Below are 20,873 nucleotides of genomic sequence, written 5' to 3'. Positions count from 1 at the left end.
AACCTTGTACAAATACAAATAAGAAAGTATAAAGAAGATTAGCGGAATTTAGCATAAGAAAAACTAAGGCTCAGCTGTCTTCTGAACCTTGACTTCCCCAAGTTTTCCTTTACCTGATTTATTTCTGATGCGTTTTAATAAAATGTTCTATTCTGTCCAAGGCTTTTTCGAATTTTTCGAGCGAGGTCGCATAGGACAGGCGGATGTGTTCCGGTGCGCCAAATCCTTCGCCGGGTACGACCGCCACCTTTTCTTCCTCGAGCAGGGCCGAGACCCAGTCCGAAACCCGATCGAAACCGCAGGCATGGCTTGCTTCCTGAATATTCGGGAACAGATAAAAGGCTCCCTGCGGTTTGACGCAAGTGACTCCCGGCATAGAAGTCAATCGGTCGTAAACCGCGTTCAGGCGCTTCTCAAATGCTTGACGCATCTCCTCAACGCTCTCCTGAGAACCATTATATGCCGCAATCGCCGCATACTGAGACACGGATGCGGGATTGGACGTACTGTGGCTCGCAATATTCGTCATCGCCTTTATCAGTCTTGAGTCTCCGGCGGCATAACCGATCCGCCAGCCCGTCATCGCATGCGATTTGGAGACGCCGTTGATGACGATCGTCTGCGCCTTGACCTGATCGGAAATTTGCGCAATAGAGTTGAAGGAATTTCCGTTATAGATCAGTTTTTCATAGATTTCGTCCGAAATGATCAGGATGTCGTGATCCAGGCAATATCCGGCGATCGGCTCAAGTTCGTCACGTGTATAAATCATCCCTGTCGGATTGCTCGGCGAATTGATGATGACCGCTTTCGTTCTCTCCGTGACGGCTTTCTCAAGATCGTCAACCGTTATTTTAAAGTGCTGCTCCTGGGTTGCGGGAATGGACACCGGCACGCCGCCTGCCAGCTTCACCTGTTCGGGATAGCTCACCCAGTAAGGGGCGGGGATGATGACCTCATCACCGGGATTAAGAAGCGCCTGAAACAGCAGGTAAAGGACATGCTTCGCGCCATTTCCGACAATGATCTCAGTAGGTTGGTAGTCAAATCCCTGATCGCGTTTCAGTTTACCGATGATCGCTTCTTTAAGCGCAGGCAGGCCTGCCGTTGGTGTATATTTCGTGTGTCCGGCTTTCACCGCGTCCATGGCTGCGTCGATGATAAAATTCGGCGTGTTGAAATCAGGCTGACCGGCCCCGAGACCGATCACGTCATAGCCCCTGGCGGCGAGTTCGCCCGCTTTCGCCGTTATCGCCAGCGTACTCGAAGGCGTGATGGTCTCCACCCTTTTTGCCAGCTGCATCGTTTATTCCTCCCTTTTTGCTGTTATATTTCTTCCTATTTTGCATGAATATCAAAAGTTAAATATTCAGGATACGCTGTGCCTCTTTGCCGTTGTCAAAATTGATTGAAACATAATTGTAATTACCGCGGCTGTTCAGGAATGTAATTTCCCAGATCGGAGTGGTCTGAATCGCACCTAGCCGAACAGCGAGGACTGTTTTAACATCCAGATGCATCCCTGCCAGAATCTGAAGAGCCTGACGGCTCGTGATCCCGTTTTTTACAACTCGCGTAAAATAGACGCCTTTCTTGCTGTCCGGCACCCAGAAATACATCTGTACGCCATTTCTCTTTCCCTTAATGACCTGATAAGATTCCGTGCCATTATAATAGGTGACCGATTCAATCTTATCCGGGTGCGACTGTTGATCCGCTTTGGCAACGGCTTTACCGGACAGCCCGTTTTTATAGTTCATATTGCTGTTGTATAACTGCAGGGAGCCCCAGCCAGCGAACAATACCACGGCAGGAAGGCCAATGATTATCCAATTTTTCATCTGATCACCTTTATTTATGTATCTGCGGAACCGCTCTTTGTTGTTCAAACAAAGAACGGAAATCCCGCAAATGAGGGAAATAAGAATTCTAAACCTTTGATTCAGTCTGTTAGACTAAACCAAATTAATCGTAAACATTATAAATAAGAAATGCAAGACGGGCAATGTAAATTCCATTTCCGGGATCATAGTTTAAAGGATCTGCATGGGTTTCTCGCCTTTAAGAAGCTGCTTCACTTGGTTATGCTCATCCAAAAGAACGACGACCGGATCATTTTCTGACAGCTCTTCTTCATTCATCAGAGCGTACGCCATTATAATGACAATATCACCCTTTTGTGCGAGTCTTGCAGCCGCACCGTTCAGGCAGACGACTCCTGATCCGGGCTGCCCGGAAATGATATAGGTTTCAAGCCGTGCGCCGTTATTATTGTTGACCACCTGAACTTTCTCATTGGGGAGAAGACCTGCGGCTTTCAGAATCGTTTCATCGATCGTAATACTGCCGGTATAATTCAGATCCGCGTCAGTCACCGTCGCACGGTGAATCTTGCATCTCAGAAAAGGTCTCAGCATCAGTCAGACCTCCCCTTCTTTTTCTGAAAAAAGTGCCGCAGTACTGCCGGTTATGTTGTCAATAAGTCGCGCGCGCCCGTAGCGGACGGCGCAGGCAATGATAAAGCGTCCCGACAGCACGGTACCGTTTCTTTTCAGGTCCGGATAATTCAGGACGTCGACGTAATCGATTTTACCGAGTTTCAGATGGCCGCGATAGTACGACCGGACGGCGTCCGCTATTTTTTCAAAATCCCGTTCTCCCTGTTTCAAAGTCTTCATGCCTTGCTCAAGCCCCTTGCGGAGTTCCGCGGCTTCCTTTCTTTCATCGGCATTGAGCCGGACGTTGCGCGAACTCCTGGCGAGGCCGTCCGGTTCGCGGACAATCGGACACGGGATCATTTTTACCGGGAAATGAAATGCCTGTATCAAGCTGCTGACGACCGCCACTTGCTGCGCGTCCTTCATCCCGAAATAAACGTGATCCGGTTGCACGATCGTGAATAATTTGGTCAAAACGGTTGCCACACCATCGAAATGTCCCGGCCGGCTCCTGCCGCATAGCACATCGGTTTTTTCATTGACTTTCACGGTCACTGCCGTGCCGTTTGGATAGACCGCGGACTCATCAGGAAGAAAGAGTGCATCTACGCCAGCCTCTTCCGCAAGCCGGGCATCACGCTCCGTATCTTGCGGATAGTTGATATAATCCTCACGTTCGCCAAATTGTGTCGGGTTGACAAAGACACTGGCTATGACACAATCTGATGTTTCCACCGCTTTTTGAAAAAGTGACAGGTGTCCTTCATGCAGAAACCCCATGGTCGGAACAAAGCCAACGGTCCTGCCTGCTTTTTTCTGTTCCTTTACAAATCGCGCCATGTCTTCAGGCGATTTGATGCGGAGCATCCTTTTTTTCTGAACTGATTCCATCGTTCTGTTTTCCTCCTCTTGTCCTGAGGAGGTCCGGTCCGGCGCACAGCCTCAACCTAAAATCAGGCGGCAAAGGCATTACCCGGCTTCGCCGGCCCTCCGTCCACGTCCGTAACCGGATCATGGCAGACTTTATTCTGTTTTTGCATCAAGTCCTCCCCCCAAGTACCGCTATCCTACGGACATGCAGCCCTAAAATAAAGGGTTCGGGTTGTTGACACAATCTCATTATAGCAAAACCGCCGTTTTTTTTCGCCGGCAGTGCCTTCCTGTTCCCGAACACTTTAGATCAGACGGGCGGAATCGTCATGACCATTCAATATCGGCGGAATAGACACGGGTGATCTCTTTATCCGCATCTTCAAGAAGCAGCACACCCTCGTCGTTGATCCCGAGAGCGACGCCTTCGATCGTTGTTCCGCCTGGCTGCCTGACCTTGATTTTCTTTCCAAGACTTATGGCCCGCTTTTCCCACTTCGGCTTGATCGCCGAAAAACCTTCCCGAAGAAAAAGCCGATAGAGTTCCTCAAATTTTTGCAAGAAGGCCTGGACAAAGGCGACAAGATCATAGCTCTTGCCAGTGATCGCTTTAAGAGATGCCGCCTGCCGCCTGACATCGCCCGGCAAAGCACTAGGATCTGTATTGACATTGATGCCGATGCCGATCACCACCGCTTTGACAAATGTCGCTTCCGCCTGCAGTTCGGTCAGAATGCCGACCAGCTTCCTGCCCTCATAAATGATATCGTTCGGCCACTTGATTCCGCATGAGACACCGGTTTGCTCTTCGATCACCTCCACCGCCGCAACAGCGGTTACGAGGGTCAGCTGGGGGGTACGATCAATTGGAAGATCCGGCCGGAGAATCAGGCTCATGGCGATGTTCGTTCCCCGTGAAGACTGCCATGTATGCCCGAGACGCCCGCGTCCCGCCGACTGTTCATTGGTAATCACCACGGTGCCGTCCGCGGCGCCTTCATCGGCAAGCGCCAGAGCTTCCTTCTGCGTCGACCCGATTGTTTCAAAGAAACAAATCGAGCGTCCGATCGTTTCTGTTTTCAGTCCAGCCGACAAGGCGGCTTCATTTAATCCCTCGGGAGCCGCGACCAGCTTATAGCCGCTTTTCTGAATGGCCTGAATCCGGTATCCGTCATTTTCGAGTTCTTTTATATGTTTCCAGACTGCTGTACGTGAACAGCCGATAGACTCAGATATCTTCTGCCCCGACAGAAACCGGTCCTGATTTTCATAAAGCATTTTCAGGACGGCTTTCTTTGTTTTTGCCATGCTTTGAACCACGATTCGATCTCCTCCATTTCGTTCGCAACGGATCCTGTAATCACCTGTTTTTCAAGCATTGCCAGTGCCTCGGACAGCCAGGGTCCGGGATGCTCGGAAGACCATTTTAGAAGATCGTTCCCGGTCACTGCCAGTTCCCCGCGCTGGTGTATCCGGCAGGTTTTCCAGAGACTGTCGATGTCCCGCTCCATTCCTGCGAGAGAGGCGGTATCCGCTCTACCAAAGGCTACCTGGAGCCGCTCAACCGATTTGGCAAGTTCAGTGCCGGCATAATAGACACGTACCGGATTCCAGCCGTCTCTTTTTCTGACCGCGTCGTATTTCTGCAGCGCGGACACAGTCTTCTCTCTTGACCGCGACCAGTTCCACACCCGGGCAAAAGCGTGTAAATCAAAAATTCGAAGGGCTGTCAGAAAAGCCGTCCAGCGCTCGGCGTCCGTCTTCAGAATCGAAAAACGCACCCTCTCAAGAGCCCTCCTGTCTGCAGCTTGTTCAGGAAACGGCAGCGCATCGAAACACTTTGTCTCAAAAAGCAGCCCGATGGCCTTGTTCACCGAGCGGCCGGCCAGGAGTTTCGTCATTTCCTGATCAATCCGTTCCACGGAAATCTTTTTCAGAAGCAGCGAACGGTCCTTGAAGGCAGCCAGTTCCGCTTGTCCAAGTGTGAAACTAAGTTCAGAAGTGAAACGTATCCCGCGCATCATTCGCAGCGGATCTTCGGAGATCCGCTCTTCAGGCCTGCCCACTGTTCGGATCAGTCCGCGCGCCAGATCATCCCGGCCTCCGAAGAGATCAATGACCCTTCCAGAACGGTCCATCGCTAAAGCATTGATCGTAAAATCGCGCCGCATCAGATCTTTTTCCAGTGTCGTTTCAAAAACAACCTGATTTGGGTGGCGATAATCGTCATATCCGCTCTCTGAACGGTATGTCGTCACCTCAAAGTTAGTTCCGCTGCTGAGAACGACGACCGTCCCGTGTTCAATGCCTACAGGAATGGTCCGTTTAAATAAAGCGACAACGTCAGCAGGATGCGCCGACGTTGCAATATCAATATCATGTACCGGCCGGTCAAGCAGATAATCGCGGACTGCACCGCCGACGACATAGGCTTCGAAGCCGTGCGCCGTCAGCGTATCCAGAATACCGGCCGCTTTTGCAAAGGGAAATGACAAGGAAGACACCTCATTTTTCTGTTCTCTGCAGGCCGTAAAGTGCCGGCAAAGCCAATCATTTCTGTTTATTTTTCAAGTGTTCCAGTTCACGCCAGTGAAATTCACCACGCGTCAGTGCGTGCATCAGAATTTCAGCGGAGGCCATATTTGTTGCGAGCGGAATCCTGTACACATCGCTTAGTCGAAGAAGCGCATTAACATCCGGTTCATGGGGCTGGGCCGTCAGCGGATCCCGCATAAAGATCACCATGTCCATTTCATTTGAAGCGATCATCGCGCCGATCTGCTGATCGCCGCCGAGCGGCCCGGACTGGAACCGGTGCACTTTCAGACCCGTCGCCTCCATGACTTTTTGACCGGTTGTCCCGGTCGCATAAAGTTCATGCTTTTCCAGAATGTACTTGTAAGCAATCGCAAACTCGATCATTTCAGGCTTTTTCTTGTCATGAGCAATGAGCGCTATTTTCATCACGCAATCCCTCTCCTCTTTTTGCGGATGTTCGAAAAGTCAAAGAAAAATTGCATTCTCAGCTTTTTTGGTCCTCCTTTTCGAACAGACTCTTTATGAATGATCTAGAACTGCAGACTTATGTTTATTCTGTAGCGGAGCAGCTTAATTCAGTATATTTTCCAGCCCGTAAACCAGCGAATCCAGAGACATGACCTCTTTAATCGCGAAGCCAACGCCGGTCATGAAGGACGCCCGGTCCATCGAGTCATGGCGCAGCGTCAGCAGCTCGCCTTTTCCGCCGAACAGCACTTCCTGATGAGCGATCAGTCCGGGAAGGCGGACACTGTGGATCCTCATGCCATCAATATCCGCACCGCGTGCGCCTTTTAATGTCTCTCTCTCATCAGGAGCACCCTGTTTTTTCGGCTGCCTTGTTTTTTCAATCAGTTCAGCTGTCTTGACAGCCGTCCCGGACGGAGCGTCTTTCTTTTTGTCGTGATGCAGCTCGATAATTTCAACATCCGGAAAATACTTTGCGGCCATTTGGCTGAACTTCATGACCAGAACGGCCCCGATCGCAAAATTGGGCGCGATGATCCCGCCGAGTTTCTTATCAGCCATCTGTTTCTGATAATCGGCAACATCCTCATTGGAAAAACCCGATGTCCCGATTACGGGGCGCACACCGAACTCAATGGCCGACTGCAGATTCCGCTTTCCTGCCTCCGGATTGGTAAAATCAATCAGCACGTCCGGCTCTTCCACTGAAAAACAGTCTGCAATATCGGCATAAATACGCGCATCAAGCTCCGGAAGTCCCGGAAGGCTGCCGACCCGCTCCCCGTCATGGCCGTGATCAACTGCCGCAGCCAATATAAACTCCGGTGCCGAAGCAATCATTCGGATCGTCTCCGAACCCATTCTTCCCCTTGGACCGGCAACGGCCACACGGATTGGTCTTTCTTCCGCCATCTTCATTTCGCCCCTTCGTCTGTTTTCTTTGTCCAGCGACCTTTGTCGCGCGTCCGGAACTTGTCCAGATCTTTTTCAAGTGCGGCGCCAAGATCGATATGTAAACTGTTCGCCATGCAGATCACAACGAACAGCAGATCACCCAGTTCTTCTTCAACCGTTCTTTCAGCCTCAGTCGTTTTCTTCTTTTTCTCCCCATAATAATGATTGACTTCCCGGGCGAGTTCGCCCAGTTCTTCCGTAAGACGGGCCATGAGCGCGAGCGGGGAAAAATAGCCTTCCTTAAACTGGCTGATGTAACCATCAACTTCTTGCTGAAGTGCCTCAATCGTTTTTTTCTCCAAGTCCGATTCCTCCAGATTTTTCTCTCTTCTATTGTAGCGAAAAAGAGGAGCGTTGCCAAAAACGCGGCAATAAAGCCGCTGCCCCTTCTTGTATCGAACACAATCCGGCATTTGCAAAAAGATTCGGCAAAGCTATCATACCACTGTTTTCAATTGATGAAAACGGTGTTATTGCTTCTCAATTTCCGTCTGAATAATGATGCGTGTTGAACGTTTTAGCACGAACGCTTATGATTAGAGTTGCGAACTTGTCTTGAAGGGTTGTGCACGCATGAAACTGAATCTGAAAACGAAGGATATCCTTTTTATTTTGCTGGGCGCTGCAATCTACGCCTTCGGACTCATCAACTTCAATCTGAAAAATCAGCTGGCCGAAGGAGGCGTGACCGGACTGGCTCTGATTTTTTATAATCTCTTTTCTATTGATCCGGCATGGAGCAATATTGTATTGAACATTCCGCTCTTTTTCGCTGGCTGGAAATTTTTCAGAAGAAACGAATTCATTTACACACTGATTGGCACTTTTTCCCTATCCTTTTTCCTTTTTATCTTTCAGCACGTGATTACATTCAACTTTCTGCTGAATCGCGATCTGCTGCTCGCCGCTCTGTTCGCGGGCGTCTTTATAGGGGGAGGCCTCGGGATTATCTTTCGCTACGGCGGAACAACAGGCGGTTCGGATATTGTCGCACGCATTACGCACAAAAAATTCGGCTGGGCAATGAGCAAGACCATGCTGGTTACCGATGCGTCCGTCATCGTTCTCTCGATTGTCTACCTGGATTACCGGCAGATGATGTATACGCTCGTCGGTGTCTTTGTCGGTTCAAGAATGATCGATGTCATTCAGAAAGGCGCTTATGCTGGGAAAGCCGTGATGATCTTTTCCAAAAAAAGCGACGAGATCGCCCGAAGCATTATTGCTTCGCTTGACCGGAGCGTGACACTGATCGACGGAAAAGGGGGTTATACACGCCGCGAGATGAATGTGCTCTATTGTGTCGTCAGCATGAATGAAGTCTTCCGTCTGAAGAATCTGATCCAGGAAATCGATCCGGACGCTTTTGTCACCGTCAATGATGTTCATGAAGTCTTTGGCGAGGGCTTTACCTATGACAAAGCAAAAACAGAATAGTATCAAGCTTATCCAAGATTAAAACGGAGGACACAGGTACCCATTTTCCCCTCCAATTCTTTCGGTCCCGATTGACTTGCACCCCTCGGAAGTTCATACTTTTCATCTTTAACCGGATCATCTACAATGCTGCTGTCGCTGCGTTTTTCACATTGAAAAAGATCGGCGGCAAAAAAAGAAAGGATGTAACGATTTGGCAAACGAACCGCATTTGAGGGGCGAAAATGCTGCAAAGGCCAAAAAAAAACAAAGAGCCGGAGCTGCTTATGCCATTCTCGCGTATTTACTTTGGGGCCTTTTCCCCCTGTACTGGAAACTGATCAGTCAGGTACCGGCATTTGAAATTCTCGCGCACCGTATTTTCTGGGCTTTTATCTTTATGATCGCACTCTTAATTTTTCTCGGAAGGCTCGGCGAATTTTTCCGCAATTTCAGGACTCTTCTTTCTCATCCGACAAGCTTTCTGCTGATTGTTTCCGCCTCAATGCTGATCAGCATAAACTGGCTCGTCTACATATGGGCTGTAAATAACGGACATATCGTCGAGTCGAGCATGGGATACTATATCAATCCACTCATCAGCATCCTCTTGGGCATCATCTTTTTAAAAGAGAAATTGAACCTCTGGCAGGTCGTTGCTTTCGTGCTGGCGGTTGCCGGAGTTCTTATTCAAACCATCGAGTTCGGACAAGTCCCGTGGATCGCGATTTCACTTGCCCTGTCGTTCGGATTCTATGGCCTGACAAAAAAGTTCATCAGGCTGGATACAGTACTCGGGTTGACTTTTGAAACACTGATGGTCACACCGATCGCGTTCATTTATCTGATTTATGTACAGATTCAGGGGACGGCAGCTTTTGGCAGCAGCTCATTTTTGACCACGGTTCTTCTGATCGGGACGGGCATTGTAACGGCCCTGCCGCTGCTCTGTTTTGCTGAAGGCGCGCGGAACATATCATTGACCATGATCGGTTTTTTTCAGTATATTTCACCGACACTGACACTGATTCTTGGTATCACGCTTTACAGGGAGGCATTCTCGCAAACTCAGCTGATCTCATTTTCCTTCATCTGGCTTGGACTCCTTGTCTTCTCTGTATCCGGAACGCCATTCATGAAGCGCCTGCTTCCGGTCCACCGCCGTTCTTTTGAGACACACCAGCATTAACGACAATAAAGGGACACGTTCGCAATGAGCGATGTCCCTTTATTGTTCTTAAATTTGGTTCACAGTCAGAACTTGTTCAGTGTATAAAAGTAAAGAAACCAGACCGCATGCTGCTGCTCGTCTTTCGCAATTCTGTAATAAATCGACCGTACATGCGGATTATGTGCTTCATCCCCAGATTCAAGGTAAAAATCCACCGCGTTTTGTTCACTTTCGATGGCATGACGCAATCCTTCGGGATACGTATTCGGACACATTTCCGTCTGATGCGCTGAATACGTCCGACCGGTCAGCTGATGATACAAAGCTGAAAAAGTGTGGTAATGGCGGACCTCATCGTTCCGAATCTCTGCAATCTGTCTCTTTTCCGTTTCAGTTCTTGCCTCATTCATCAAAACCTCATAGCAATGAATCGCATTATACTCACTGGTGATTGATGTGCCGAGCCGCTCAATCATCTGTCCTTCCGCACTTTGTTCAGGTGTCTGCCTGAATTCCGCCTGTCCGAAATCCATCATATTCTGTGCCTCCTAAGTCATTCTGCCTTAGCAGTCTATTCGAATATGCAGATAATTGTGCCTAGTCAGGCCGGCGGCGTGCATGGACACCGAGGCACATGCGAGTTCATGACAATTCCGGTGCCTTGCGGTTTTTCGTCACCTGTTCATAGCTGTATGCCAGCTCGATCAGTTTCGGTTCACTGAAGGCCATTCCTGTAAACGTCACCCCGACCGGTTCACCTTCATTTGTATAACCAGCAGGGACGGTAATTGAGGGATAACCCGCTTTTGCCGCAATATCGCAGCCCGCCGAATTCGCAAAAATCAGTGCGTCGAGACGATAATTCTTCATTACCGCATCAATGCCTTCTTTTCGTGATAGTCGGATGTCGTCCGCCCTGTCGACCAGATATTGCTGTTCGCCAAGATCGCCGCTCATGCTCTCCGACTTTTCCAGAACGGTTTGTCCATATTTTAAAGCGGCATCGGCGTGATCCTTGTTGTAGGCAATCACTTCTTTGAGACTATGGACCGGAACACGAGCAGGCAGCTGTTCAAGGTACCGGTTGAGGTCCCATTTGAATTCCTGATACATCACGCAGGACTCCCTGCCCTCCAGCGCATCGGAAGAAGGAATAGCCACGGGATCGATCACAACGGCGCCTTTCGATTTCATCACCTCAAGCGCCCGGTTAATGATTTTCACCTTGTTATCGCCCAGTGATTCCATATAGTGCCGGTCAATACCGATCCGCGCACCTTTCAGGCCGCCGTGCTTAAGAAAAACCGAGTAATCTTTCGGGATGTCTCCCCGGCTCCAGACGGTTTCCTCGTCTTCTTCATCCACTCCTGTGATTGCATTCAGCAGCAGAACCGCGTCCCGGACTGTTCTGGCCATGGGACCCGCAGTATCCTGGCTGTGCGCGATCGGGATGATGCCGCTGCGGCTGACGACACCGATCGTCGGCTTGATTCCGACAAGCGAATTGGAAGAAGCCGGGCTCAGGATGGAACCGGACGTCTCCGTTCCGATTGCAGCCGCTGCGAAATTTGCGGCGATGGCCGCGCCCGGACCGGAACTTGAACCGCCGACATCGAAGGAAGCGCCATAAGGATTCATAACCTGGCCGCCGAGCGAACTGTATCCGTTCGGCATTTTGTCTGTCATAAAATTAGCAAACTCCGTCAGATTCGCCTTACCAAGAATAATCGCTCCCGCTTTCCGAAGCTGCCGCACGACAAAGGAATCCTCTTGGGCGATATGATCGGCGAGAGCTACCGAACCGGCAGTCGTGTGCATTTTGCCTGCCGTGTTCAGATTGTCTTTAACAAGAACGGGAATTCCGAATAGGGGACCGACATTTGCCGTCACTGTTCGTTTCACATCGCACGCCTCTGCATCGTGCAGCGCATCCGGATTCAATTCAAGGATCGAGTTCAGCTTCAGGCCATCCCGGTCAAAACGTTCAATCCGGTCCAGATACATCTGAACCAGATCCTTAGACGTTGTCTGACCGAGCTTCAGCGCTCTCTGCATGTCGCTGATCGTGGCTTCCTCGATCTCGAACGGCCTCCGTTTAACAACTTCCCTGCGGACAAACATGCCCGCCGTCAATACGGCTGCTGTCGCACCGGTCAGTGCGGCGGCGAGCGCAAATTGTTTCTTTTTAGACATCGTGCTTCACTCCATTAATCAAAAAGTCTCTACCTTATAAATTTTACAATCAGTCCATAAAATTAACTATAATCTTACAATTATCCCTGAAAACATGCAAATACGAATTTCACATCCGAAACTGTTTTTATATGTAGCAGTCGCCACGTTTTCAACAAAAAAAGAACCTAAGGGGAGTCCCTTAAGTTCCTGAAAAGTGCATGAGGTAAGCGGCGTAACAGTATCGGCTTTGAATTTGAATCACTAAATGGGTTTTTACAGAACATTCATGGCTTGGTTTCCAGGCCTGAGCCTATTGGATTCCGTCAGTCATTATCGTCCATTTTGAAACCAAATGATTTGATCGCTACGATGTCATCCAGACAAATATCTGTGGTCGATACTCTATGCGACAAGTCTTCACAGTCGAACAGAACCAGCACATTCCCCGACACTCCGGCAAAAAAGCCTTTAACCGGTCTTGAGCTTTTCAGAAAAACCTTAATAAAGTCGTTTTTCTTGATGCCCCTTAACAAATCACGACCGTCGCATTTTCTGCGGAAATGGAGGTCATGCACCAGCAACCGCCGCATGCTCCATTTCCGCCAAAGAGGGATGTAAAATCGTCCCATCGCTCTTTATCCAGCGAATAAGCCGTGAGGCCCATCTCTCTGTTTTCATAAACGAGCAAGTTTTTTCTCCCCTTCAGCATATCTCATACCTGCCGGTTCTTTTTCAAAGAATAAGGTTATTATAGACACCGATCTTCCGGTAGGCAAGTTACCGAGTTTCATGAATAGAAAGCCGCCGGCAAAAAGCAAAAAACCGCACAAGAAAAGCGGGGAAGCCGGTTCTCCCAGCCAATGACTATTCGTTTTCAAAGGCGCAGTAAGTATGTTTATTTTACGATGGCCGTTCTGTTCAGTTTTCTTCTCGCACTCTTCCCGACCATCCATTTTCTGAATTCCTCAAGAACCATGATCACCGCCGGACACAGGGGGAGCAGCAATAAGTGGCTGAACTGCGGCGTTGCTGTACCGAACAACAGTTGTAAAAAGGGAACATAGGCGATCAGCAGGTAAAGGGTGATTTCAATCAGAATCCCCAGAGCCATTAATCTGTTTCTCTTGTGAAGCATGGAAAAGAACGATAGATGCGGAGAACGGCATTCCAGAAGATTGCCGATCTGACAGAAAATCACAGCTCCGAAGGCCATCGTTACTGCGTACTGGTAGACGTACCCGATATGCGCGCTCGCCGTATTATTTGCGAGCACTGATGTGAAGGACCGCACATCGGCCGGTGAATAGCCGAACTGGCTCCAAGCCAGGAAAAACATGACGAACAGTACGCCTGATTCAGCCAGTCCGATAAAAGCGTAAGAGCGAAGCAGAACGCTTTTATTCAGAATGTTTTCACTCGGTCTTCTTGGCGGATAGTCCAGTACATCCTCGTCAGGCAGTTCTTCCCCGAGAGAGATAGCCGGAACGAGGTCGGTGCCGATGGAAATAGCCAGCACCATCAGCACAGTCAGCGCCAGAGGAATATGGAAAACAGCCATGACGATGAAGGGAACGACTTCCGGCACGTTGGAAGCCAGTATATAAGTGATAAATTTTCTTATATTGTCATAGATTGCGCGGCCCTCCTTGACCGCTTCCACAATCGTCGCGAAGTGATCATCCAGAAGGACGACATCCGATGATTCAATGGCGGCATCCGATCCGTTTTTCCCCATTGAAATCCCGATATCCGCTTTCCGCAGCGCGAGAACGTCGTTCAGACCGTCACCGGTTGAGGCGACCACATGCCCGAGACTCTGATAGGTTTCGACAATCTTCAGTTTGTCTTTCGGCGTGGTGCGGGCGAAGATCACCGGCAGATCCGTGTCAATTTTCTCAGCCAGTTCCCGCTTGCTCATATGTTCAAGTTCCGCCCCCGTGATGGCCACGTACCGGTCTTTGACGATGCCGATCTGTCTGGCGATCGCGGCGGCTGTCAGAATGTAATCTCCGGTTACCACCGTGACCTTGATACCCGCTTTGTAGCAATCGGCAATCGCCTCCCGGACGCCGTCCTTCGGCGGATCGTACATGATCGTCAGACCGAGCAGAATCAGGCTGTTATCCGCCTTCTCTCCCTGTTCCGACGGATCCGAATAAGCAACAGCCAGAACGCGAAACCCATCATTAGCCATCTGATCGTTGACCGCACGAACCTTGTTTTTTTCTTCGGCCGTAGCCTTGATAATTCCCCCCTTTTTGTAAAGAAATTTACAGTGGTCAAGAACTTTGGAGGGATCTCCTTTTGTGAACTGAATCACATGATGCAGTGGAAACAGCGGATTGTCCTGATTGACGGCCGACACAGTCATCGTTTTCGTATTTGAACTGAACGGGATCACGTTCATACGTGAAAATTGTTTTTTGAGCTTTTCAGAGTCCAGCCCGTATTTTTGCGAAGCGATCAAAATAGCGGCTTCAGTTGGGCTGCCGATAATCTTCCATGTATCCTTCTGATCCTTATCGCTGCGCAGCACCGTATCCGAGCAAATCGTCGAAGCGGTAAAAAGCCGTTCAAGCGCAGGTCGGTTTTTTTCGGTGACTCCGATGAGTGCCCCCTTCTTTCCGTAGCCTTCCCCACTGATGTCCACGACCCCGTCGGGTGTCCAGATCTTCCGGGTAAAAATCGCATTCTGTGTCAGCGTCCCCGTTTTATCCGTACAGATGACCGATGTCGTGCTCAAAGTTTCCACGGCGGACTGCTTCCGGACGAGCGCATTCTTCTTTGCCATTCTCTGGACACCGAGCGCCAGCGACAGACTGACGGTCGGCATCAGGCCTTCCGGTATGTTCGCCACAAGGATACCGATCGCGAAAATCAGCGCCGCGTTTCCTGACAAGCCCGAGACGAGCGTCGCCGCAAGATAGGCCATGATACCGATAACGACAGCAAGAACAGCCAGTGTTTTGGTAATCTTTTGAATCTGGGTATCAAGCGTGCTTTTCTGCCGGACGATCTGAGCGGTTGTCTGCGTGATGTTGCCGATCTGGGTATTTTTCCCTGTCGCATAAACCACCCCAGACCCGTGTCCGTCGGTGACCGATGTTCCTGCGAACAGAACGTTGCGGCTGTTGACCAGCGACTGCCCGTCAAGCGGATCAGCCGCCGCATCACGATCCACTGGTACAGACTCTCCCGTCAGCATTGAATTATCGACGAACAGTCCTTCCGAGACAACGAGCCGTATATCCGCGGGCACGTGGTCGCCCGCGGATAAAGATACGACATCCCCGGGCACCAGCTTCTCGGCGGGAAGCACGATCATGCCACCGCACCTGTAAACCTTTACATTGTTGGGCATCATCCTTGCCAATGCCTGAAGTGCATGGTCCGCTTTTCGCTCCTGCACTAATGAGAAAAATGCATTCAGAATAATAATCGACCATATGGCAACAGCAATTACCGGGGTCCCTGAGAAAAAAGCCAGAGCCCCCGCTGCCCAGAGCATAAGAGCCAGCAAGTTGACCAGCTGCATGGCAATACGGCGCAACGGATGAAAGGAACGCTTGCTTTTAATTGAATTCTCGCCGCAGATTTCGGCACGCTGCTGCGCGATATCTTCAGACAAACCGCTTTCCGCAGTACCAAGATAGTCATACACAAGACTTGGCTCGAGTGCGGATATTCTTTGTAGATTAATGTTGATCCACGTATCCTTGTCTCTATTGTTTTTTACCGTGTCAGGCATGTCCGACATCCCCTTTACGTAAAAAAAACATTTTCATCCTTAGCTTCATCTTAGCACAATCTGTTTCTCATGCGTATAAACGAGCTGAAAAAAGCTACCGACTCAGACGGAATCCAATCAAAAATAGTGGATCATTTTAAAATGAATGATTCAAGAGGATCTGCAAAGATAATAATAGCGTTTTCATTACAAATTCTGTTCTTTCATGTAAAATAATAAGTGGTGAGTTTCTGCGCGAAACAGGATAAAGCCGGCCCCTTTCACGTAAAATTACAGATTATTGACGAGTGAAATTCTGATCGTTGAAACGGGTTATGAATCGCTTGCGTAGGCTGCTTCCTATCATGTCGCTCGACGATTAATCAGGAAATGGAGATGAAAGCATGGAGATTAAAGAGGGTAAAAACAGATTTTATGTAACGGACGCAACAGGAAATGAGATCGGCGAAGTCACCTACTCTGACGTCAGAGATTCGATTCTGAGCATCGATCATACCTTTGTGGACCCGCAATATCGCGGGCAGAAAATCGCTCAGCAGCTGATTAAGGCGGTTGTTGATAAGGCCGTCATCGACCACAAAAAAATCATTCCGGCCTGCTCCTATGCCAAAGCCCAGTTCGCCAGAGTCAAAGACTATCAGCAGGTTGAGTTTAAAGGCTGAAAGATAGATTGATGCATGGATTAATGGATACTTTTACCGTGAACCTGGTACTTGCTTATCATCGAAACACAGGCCAGCTTCTTGTAGAATTCTTAAAAAAACCTGTTGCCAAAACGAATCCAATTGATGATCACACCTCTGCCCCTTCCGGATAAGATTCTTATGAAGAACAAACATAAAAAAGAAAGCGAGGGAAAAAGTTGAAAATCAGAGCAGCCGTTATTACAGAAATGGGAAAGATTCGCCCTTATAGAGAAAGCCGCCCTTTGATCATCCGAGAACTGGAACTCGAAGAGCCTCAGCTGGGGGAAGTTCTTGTCCGTATCAAGGCCGCCGGGCTCTGTCATTCCGATTTGTCGGTCATTAACGGCAGCCGGCCGTGGCCGATGCCGATGGTTCTCGGTCACGAAGCGGCAGGAGTGGTTGAAAAGGTCGGTGAAGGTGTCGATGATCTCGCGCCAGGCGATCACGTCGCCTGCGTCTTCAAGCCCAGCTGCGGGCGCTGCCTGCCCTGCCGTGAAGGCAGGCCCGGGCTCTGCGTGGAGGGCACAAAAGCCAACAACGCCGGGACGCTGCTCAGCGGAGCAATCCGTCTGCACGACGGAGACGATAAGATTTTTCACCATCTGGGCGTTTCCGCATTTTCCGATCATATCGTTGCATCAAGACGTTCACTGGTTAAAATCGATCCAAGCGTTCCCTTCGACAAAGCGGCGCTTTTCGGATGCGCCATTCTTACCGGTGTCGGGGAAGTCGTGAACACGGCGCACATTGAAATGGGCGCGAGTGCAGCTGTTATCGGACTTGGCGGCGTCGGGCTCAGCGCGTTGATGGCTCTGGTCGCATCCGGTGCAGGTGAAATCCTGGCCCTGGACATTAACGACGCTAAACTGGAATTTGCCAGAAAGCTGGGCGCCACACACGTATTCAACACCAGAAAAACCGGCATAACCGAGGAAGTGAAACAGCTGACCGGCGGCGGTGTCGACTACGCCTTCGAAACGGCTGGCGCCGTCCCGGCCATGAAAATCGCCTATCAGCTCACCCGCCCCGGCGGCGAAACGATCACCTCCGGTCTTCCCCGCCCGGAAGCAGCCTTCTCATTCCCGCAAGTCACACTGGCCGCCGAAGAACGGACAATCAAGGGCTCCTATATGGGCAGCTGTGTGCCGGATCGCGACATCCCGCGCTACATTAATCTGTTCAAACAGGACCGGCTGCCCGTCGATCAGCTGCTCAGCAAGATCATCCCGCTTGAGGACATCAACGAAGGCTTTGACCAGCTCGCATCCGGTGAGGTCAACCGTATTGTCGTTATCCCGTGACAGGCGGTTGTCACTTTATGTGAAAGCGATTTAATCAAGGATTTTCTAAAGAACTGTAAATTTAGAATGAGAAATTCGTTAAAACAGAACGCCGATTCCGTGGTTTTCGGAACCGGCGTTTTTTCAGTTCAATCCTTATCGGCCAAGTTGGGAGTTCTACCGGTCTAAATCAGACGTCTACCAGAGTTAGTCTAAATGCGTTCACATCCGGACTCTAGCAAAAAAAACGACTCCTTTTGTCGGCTTTTTCAAATTCATTTCCATGATAATTCTGGACCTTAACGCCAGCCAAACAGCCGGGATACCAATCCTTTTTTATTTCTTCCTCTTGCCCCATCCCCGACTTCTCTCAGACGGCTGACCAGTTCCTTATCTCTCAGCTCAATTCTGCGCTGCATACTTCGGTCATATTTCTCAATGACTTTGTTGGCCGTTTTCTCCGCTGTCGTCACGGCCACCTGTTCCACCATCAGGCGAAGCTGGTCGGCTGTGAGATGCAGTCTGACATCCGGGCTCACCTGAGTACTTGTCGAACGCTGGTTTACACTGCCCACGTCGGTCGGTTCCCTAGTCGCGCCGATGCTTAATTCTCCGCATACCTCTTCTGCCGCATCCTCGATTTTCCTGCCAGCCCTCATTTTTCTCAATAATCGGTGAATGGCCTCAATATCCTTATCAAAATAGATGCGCTGTTCCCTGTCGTTCCGTGTCATCTCGTAGCCATGCTTTTCCAATGCCGTCGTCAATCGTCTGAGCTTACTCCGGGTCACATCCAGCTTTTCAGAGACACTCTGCGTAAAGTAACCGATCTCTCCGTTTTCCGGCGCCATGTGATCACGCTCCGTTCAGATGGTGTTTACTAATACTAATTAGACATCGGATCTCTCAAATCCTACCTGAATGAGTTTGAAGAATATTAAATTGTCTTAACAAGTTCTGAAGTTAGGTCATTCATTACCAACCATACTTCTTGAAAAAAAGATTGGTTTTCTTAATCATGGGCAATGAATACCCGCGCATAAACGCATTTGTGAACGTACACAACATTCGATCTTTAATGATCCCGCTGGCCGGTCACCAGACGTTATATACCCTTTTTCACAAAATCAGATATTGTACGGCAAGCGAAGTGACCGATAAAACGCCCCAGCAGATCAATCCGAGAAAAATCGGTTTCCCGCCGTTTTTTACAAGTTTTACTACATTTGTATTCAGTCCGATTGAGACCATAGCCATAACAATCATAAACTTCCCAAGCTGCACAAGAAAATTAACGATGTCGACCGGTATCGGCAAAAATGTGCTTAATACTGAGGTCGCGACAAAGCCAACGACAAACCAAGGAAAGACTTTCGAAAAGTGATACCCGTTTTCGCTTTTTTGAACCGTCTTCCTGGAAAAATAAAAGGACAGTGCCAGCGTCACGGGCACGATCATCAATGTCCGAGTCAGCTTGACGATAACCGCCAGATTTCCGGCGGCGTTACTGTACGTATAACCCGCAGCCACAACCGACGAGGTATCGTTGACAGCGCTGCCCGTCCACAGTCCGAAATTGTGATCGCTCATTCCTAGGACATGCCCGAAAAAAGGAAACAGAAACGCGGCAAGAACATTAAAAAGGAAAATGGTGGAAATAGAGTGCGCCACTTCTTTTTCATCGGCTTGAATGACCGGCGCAGCCGCGGCGATCGCCGACCCTCCGCAAATTGCGGTCCCCACTCCGATCAGTGTCAGCGTTTTACCTTCAATTTTCAAAAGTCTTCCAGCAATAAATGCGGTCAGAAACGCTGCCGTCAATGTAAAAACCATGAGTTCCACTGTCTGGCCGCCGACTTTGACGATATTGAACAGATTCAGTCCGAAGCCCATCAGTATAATCGAATATTGCAGCATTTTCTTCGAAGTCCATTTGATTCCGTTATTCAGCAGGGCCGGCCTCTTACAAAAGGACAGTACCATCCCTAAAAGGATGCCCAGGACCGGACTGCCGACAATGGGAAAAAAAGTTCCAAGCAGCCAGGCCGGGACTGCTGCCAAGCCTGAGACAGCAATACCCGGCATTATATTTGTGATTTTTTTCACGTTATCCCCCCTCATGTCGTTCATTATATAACTTGCCTATCGATAATCAAAATATTATTATTTAATTATAATCATAATCAAACAGTTATAGTTGGAGGAAATGAACATGACATTCAGGCATCTTCGGATATTCGTTACAGTCTGCGATACGCTGAACATGACCGCGGCGGCCGAAATTCTTTTTATGTCCCAACCCGCGGTCAGCCAGGCCATTTCAGAACTTGAAAAACATTACGGAGTCCGGCTTTTTGAAAGGCTGTCAAAGAAGCTCTACCTGACCCGTGCCGGAGAAAAACTGCTCGGCTATGGGCGCCACATCATCCGAATGAGCGGTGATGCTGAGAAAGCATTGCGGATGTTGAATAACCAAGGGTTTATCCGTATCGGCGCGAGCGTTACGGTCGGTGCGCACGTGCTTCCTAAATTTGTCTGCAGCTTCAGAAAATCAAACCCTGAAATCAATGTGGAAGTTATTGAAGAAAATACAGCGCAAATTGAAAGATTCCTGTTGATGGATGAAATTGACCTAGCGCTTGTCGAGGGAGAGACAACATCCGCGGATCTTATTCAGCGACCTTTTATGGAAGACGAACTCGTACTGATCTGCGGCAGCCGCCACCGCTTTGCTCCTCTCTCCGAAGTCGATCCTCAGGAGCTTGAAAAGGAAGCTTTTATAATCCGGGAGAAAGGAAGCGGAACCCGAAAAACATTTGAAGCGGTGATGGCTGCTGGAAAAATACCTTGGAAAGCGAGCTGGACGTGCAATAACGCCGATACGATTAAAATGGCCGTCGCTGAAGGGCTCGGCGTTTCCGTAATTTCGAAACGCTCCGTAGAAAATGAGGCAGCAGCCGGTCTGTTACTTGTCAAAAAAATAGCCGGCCTGCATTTCCATCGTCAATTCAAACTCATTTATCACAAAGATAAATACTTGACCGAACCGATGAAACAGTTCATCGAACAGTGCTTTTCGTGAAACATTCGACTTCAATGACCTGTTTAAATTAATGACCTGTTTAAATT

At 49.4% G+C, this 20,873-nt stretch carries 21 protein-coding genes; 5 read left to right on the top strand and 16 right to left on the bottom strand.

What is annotated here, in order from left to right:
* Positions 1–118 precede the first annotated feature (118 nt).
* From IEX81_RS05215 to IEX81_RS05175, 9 genes are all read right to left on the bottom strand, one after another.
* The gene (locus tag IEX81_RS05215) at positions 119–1,303 is read right to left on the bottom strand and encodes a pyridoxal phosphate-dependent aminotransferase (protein WP_188802006.1); all 1,185 of its coding nucleotides are present in this window, start codon (positions 1,301–1,303) and stop codon (positions 119–121) included.
* 58 nt (positions 1,304–1,361) lie between these two features.
* Positions 1,362–1,841 (bottom strand): cell wall elongation regulator TseB-like domain-containing protein, encoded by a 480-nt coding sequence (locus tag IEX81_RS05210; RefSeq protein ID WP_188802005.1) that lies wholly within the window; start codon positions 1,839–1,841, stop codon positions 1,362–1,364.
* Between the two features lie 192 nt (positions 1,842–2,033).
* On the bottom strand, positions 2,034–2,417 hold the full coding sequence (gene panD, locus IEX81_RS05205; RefSeq protein WP_188802004.1) for an aspartate 1-decarboxylase: 384 nt from the start codon (positions 2,415–2,417) through the stop codon (positions 2,034–2,036).
* Between the two features lie 3 nt (positions 2,418–2,420).
* Positions 2,421–3,305, bottom strand: coding sequence for a pantoate--beta-alanine ligase (gene panC, locus IEX81_RS05200; RefSeq protein WP_188802104.1), 885 nt, complete (start codon positions 3,303–3,305; stop codon positions 2,421–2,423).
* 330 nt (positions 3,306–3,635) lie between these two features.
* Positions 3,636–4,628, bottom strand: coding sequence for a biotin--[acetyl-CoA-carboxylase] ligase (locus IEX81_RS05195; protein ID WP_229727480.1), 993 nt, complete (start codon positions 4,626–4,628; stop codon positions 3,636–3,638).
* Positions 4,589–5,803: a CCA tRNA nucleotidyltransferase gene (locus IEX81_RS05190; RefSeq protein ID WP_188802003.1), complete on the bottom strand. Its 1,215-nt coding sequence runs from the start codon at positions 5,801–5,803 to the stop codon at positions 4,589–4,591. Before IEX81_RS05190 ends, IEX81_RS05195 begins: the two co-directional genes overlap by 40 nt.
* Before the next feature lie 55 nt (positions 5,804–5,858).
* Positions 5,859–6,272, bottom strand: a complete 414-nt coding sequence (locus IEX81_RS05185) for a methylglyoxal synthase (protein WP_188802002.1) — start codon at positions 6,270–6,272, stop codon at positions 5,859–5,861.
* Between the two features lie 144 nt (positions 6,273–6,416).
* On the bottom strand, positions 6,417–7,226 hold the full coding sequence (dapB, locus tag IEX81_RS05180) for a 4-hydroxy-tetrahydrodipicolinate reductase (protein WP_188802001.1): 810 nt from the start codon (positions 7,224–7,226) through the stop codon (positions 6,417–6,419).
* 2 nt (positions 7,227–7,228) lie between these two features.
* Positions 7,229–7,570, bottom strand: coding sequence for a nucleotide pyrophosphohydrolase (locus IEX81_RS05175; RefSeq protein ID WP_229727479.1), 342 nt, complete (start codon positions 7,568–7,570; stop codon positions 7,229–7,231).
* A gap of 271 nt (positions 7,571–7,841) precedes the next feature.
* Between IEX81_RS05175 and IEX81_RS05170 the strand changes: the two genes are divergently transcribed.
* Positions 7,842–8,705: a YitT family protein gene (locus tag IEX81_RS05170; RefSeq protein WP_188801999.1), complete on the top strand. Its 864-nt coding sequence runs from the start codon at positions 7,842–7,844 to the stop codon at positions 8,703–8,705.
* Between the two features lie 8 nt (positions 8,706–8,713).
* On the opposite strand, the gene IEX81_RS05165 is transcribed toward IEX81_RS05170, so the two are convergent.
* Positions 8,714–8,905 (bottom strand): hypothetical protein, encoded by a 192-nt coding sequence (locus IEX81_RS05165; RefSeq protein WP_188801998.1) that lies wholly within the window; start codon positions 8,903–8,905, stop codon positions 8,714–8,716.
* Between IEX81_RS05165 and rarD the strand changes: the two genes are divergently transcribed.
* Positions 8,899–9,873, top strand: a complete 975-nt coding sequence (gene rarD / locus IEX81_RS05160) for an EamA family transporter RarD (protein ID WP_188801997.1) — start codon at positions 8,899–8,901, stop codon at positions 9,871–9,873. The genes IEX81_RS05165 and rarD overlap by 7 nt on opposite strands.
* 65 nt (positions 9,874–9,938) lie before the next feature.
* On the opposite strand, the gene IEX81_RS05155 is transcribed toward rarD, so the two are convergent.
* From IEX81_RS05155 to IEX81_RS05140, 4 genes are all read right to left on the bottom strand, one after another.
* Entirely contained in the window at positions 9,939–10,391 is a 453-nt protein-coding gene (locus tag IEX81_RS05155; RefSeq protein WP_229727478.1) for a ferritin family protein, read from the bottom strand.
* A gap of 106 nt (positions 10,392–10,497) precedes the next feature.
* Positions 10,498–12,048, bottom strand: a complete 1,551-nt coding sequence (locus IEX81_RS05150; RefSeq protein ID WP_188801996.1) for an amidase family protein — start codon at positions 12,046–12,048, stop codon at positions 10,498–10,500.
* 508 nt (positions 12,049–12,556) lie between these two features.
* Entirely contained in the window at positions 12,557–12,739 is a 183-nt protein-coding gene (locus IEX81_RS05145; protein WP_188801995.1) for a hypothetical protein, read from the bottom strand.
* A gap of 186 nt (positions 12,740–12,925) precedes the next feature.
* Positions 12,926–15,778: a cation-translocating P-type ATPase gene (locus IEX81_RS05140; RefSeq protein ID WP_188801994.1), complete on the bottom strand. Its 2,853-nt coding sequence runs from the start codon at positions 15,776–15,778 to the stop codon at positions 12,926–12,928.
* 383 nt (positions 15,779–16,161) lie between these two features.
* Between IEX81_RS05140 and IEX81_RS05135 the strand changes: the two genes are divergently transcribed.
* Positions 16,162–16,440 (top strand): GNAT family N-acetyltransferase, encoded by a 279-nt coding sequence (locus IEX81_RS05135; protein WP_188801993.1) that lies wholly within the window; start codon positions 16,162–16,164, stop codon positions 16,438–16,440.
* A gap of 200 nt (positions 16,441–16,640) precedes the next feature.
* Positions 16,641–17,765 carry a zinc-dependent alcohol dehydrogenase family protein gene (locus tag IEX81_RS05130; protein ID WP_188801992.1) on the top strand — a complete coding sequence of 375 codons (1,125 nt, stop codon included), beginning with the start codon at positions 16,641–16,643 and terminating at the stop codon, positions 17,763–17,765.
* Between the two features lie 278 nt (positions 17,766–18,043).
* Here the strand turns inward: IEX81_RS05130 and IEX81_RS05125 are convergent, their stop codons facing one another.
* Positions 18,044–18,595 carry a hypothetical protein gene (locus IEX81_RS05125; protein ID WP_188801991.1) on the bottom strand — a complete coding sequence of 184 codons (552 nt, stop codon included), beginning with the start codon at positions 18,593–18,595 and terminating at the stop codon, positions 18,044–18,046.
* A gap of 268 nt (positions 18,596–18,863) precedes the next feature.
* Complete coding sequence (locus tag IEX81_RS05120; RefSeq protein WP_188801990.1) at positions 18,864–19,850, bottom strand: YeiH family protein; 987 nt, start codon at positions 19,848–19,850, stop codon at positions 18,864–18,866.
* A gap of 106 nt (positions 19,851–19,956) precedes the next feature.
* Here IEX81_RS05120 and IEX81_RS05115 point away from each other — a divergent pair, with 106 nt between their 5' ends.
* Positions 19,957–20,826 carry a LysR family transcriptional regulator gene (locus IEX81_RS05115; protein ID WP_188801989.1) on the top strand — a complete coding sequence of 290 codons (870 nt, stop codon included), beginning with the start codon at positions 19,957–19,959 and terminating at the stop codon, positions 20,824–20,826.
* The last annotated feature ends 47 nt before the right edge of the window (positions 20,827–20,873 follow it).

This window comes from Sporolactobacillus putidus (genome assembly GCF_014647035.1).
In the GTDB taxonomy this organism is placed as follows: domain Bacteria; phylum Bacillota; class Bacilli; order Bacillales; family Sporolactobacillaceae; genus Sporolactobacillus; species Sporolactobacillus putidus.
This window is presented reverse-complemented; position numbering and strand designations above follow the sequence as displayed.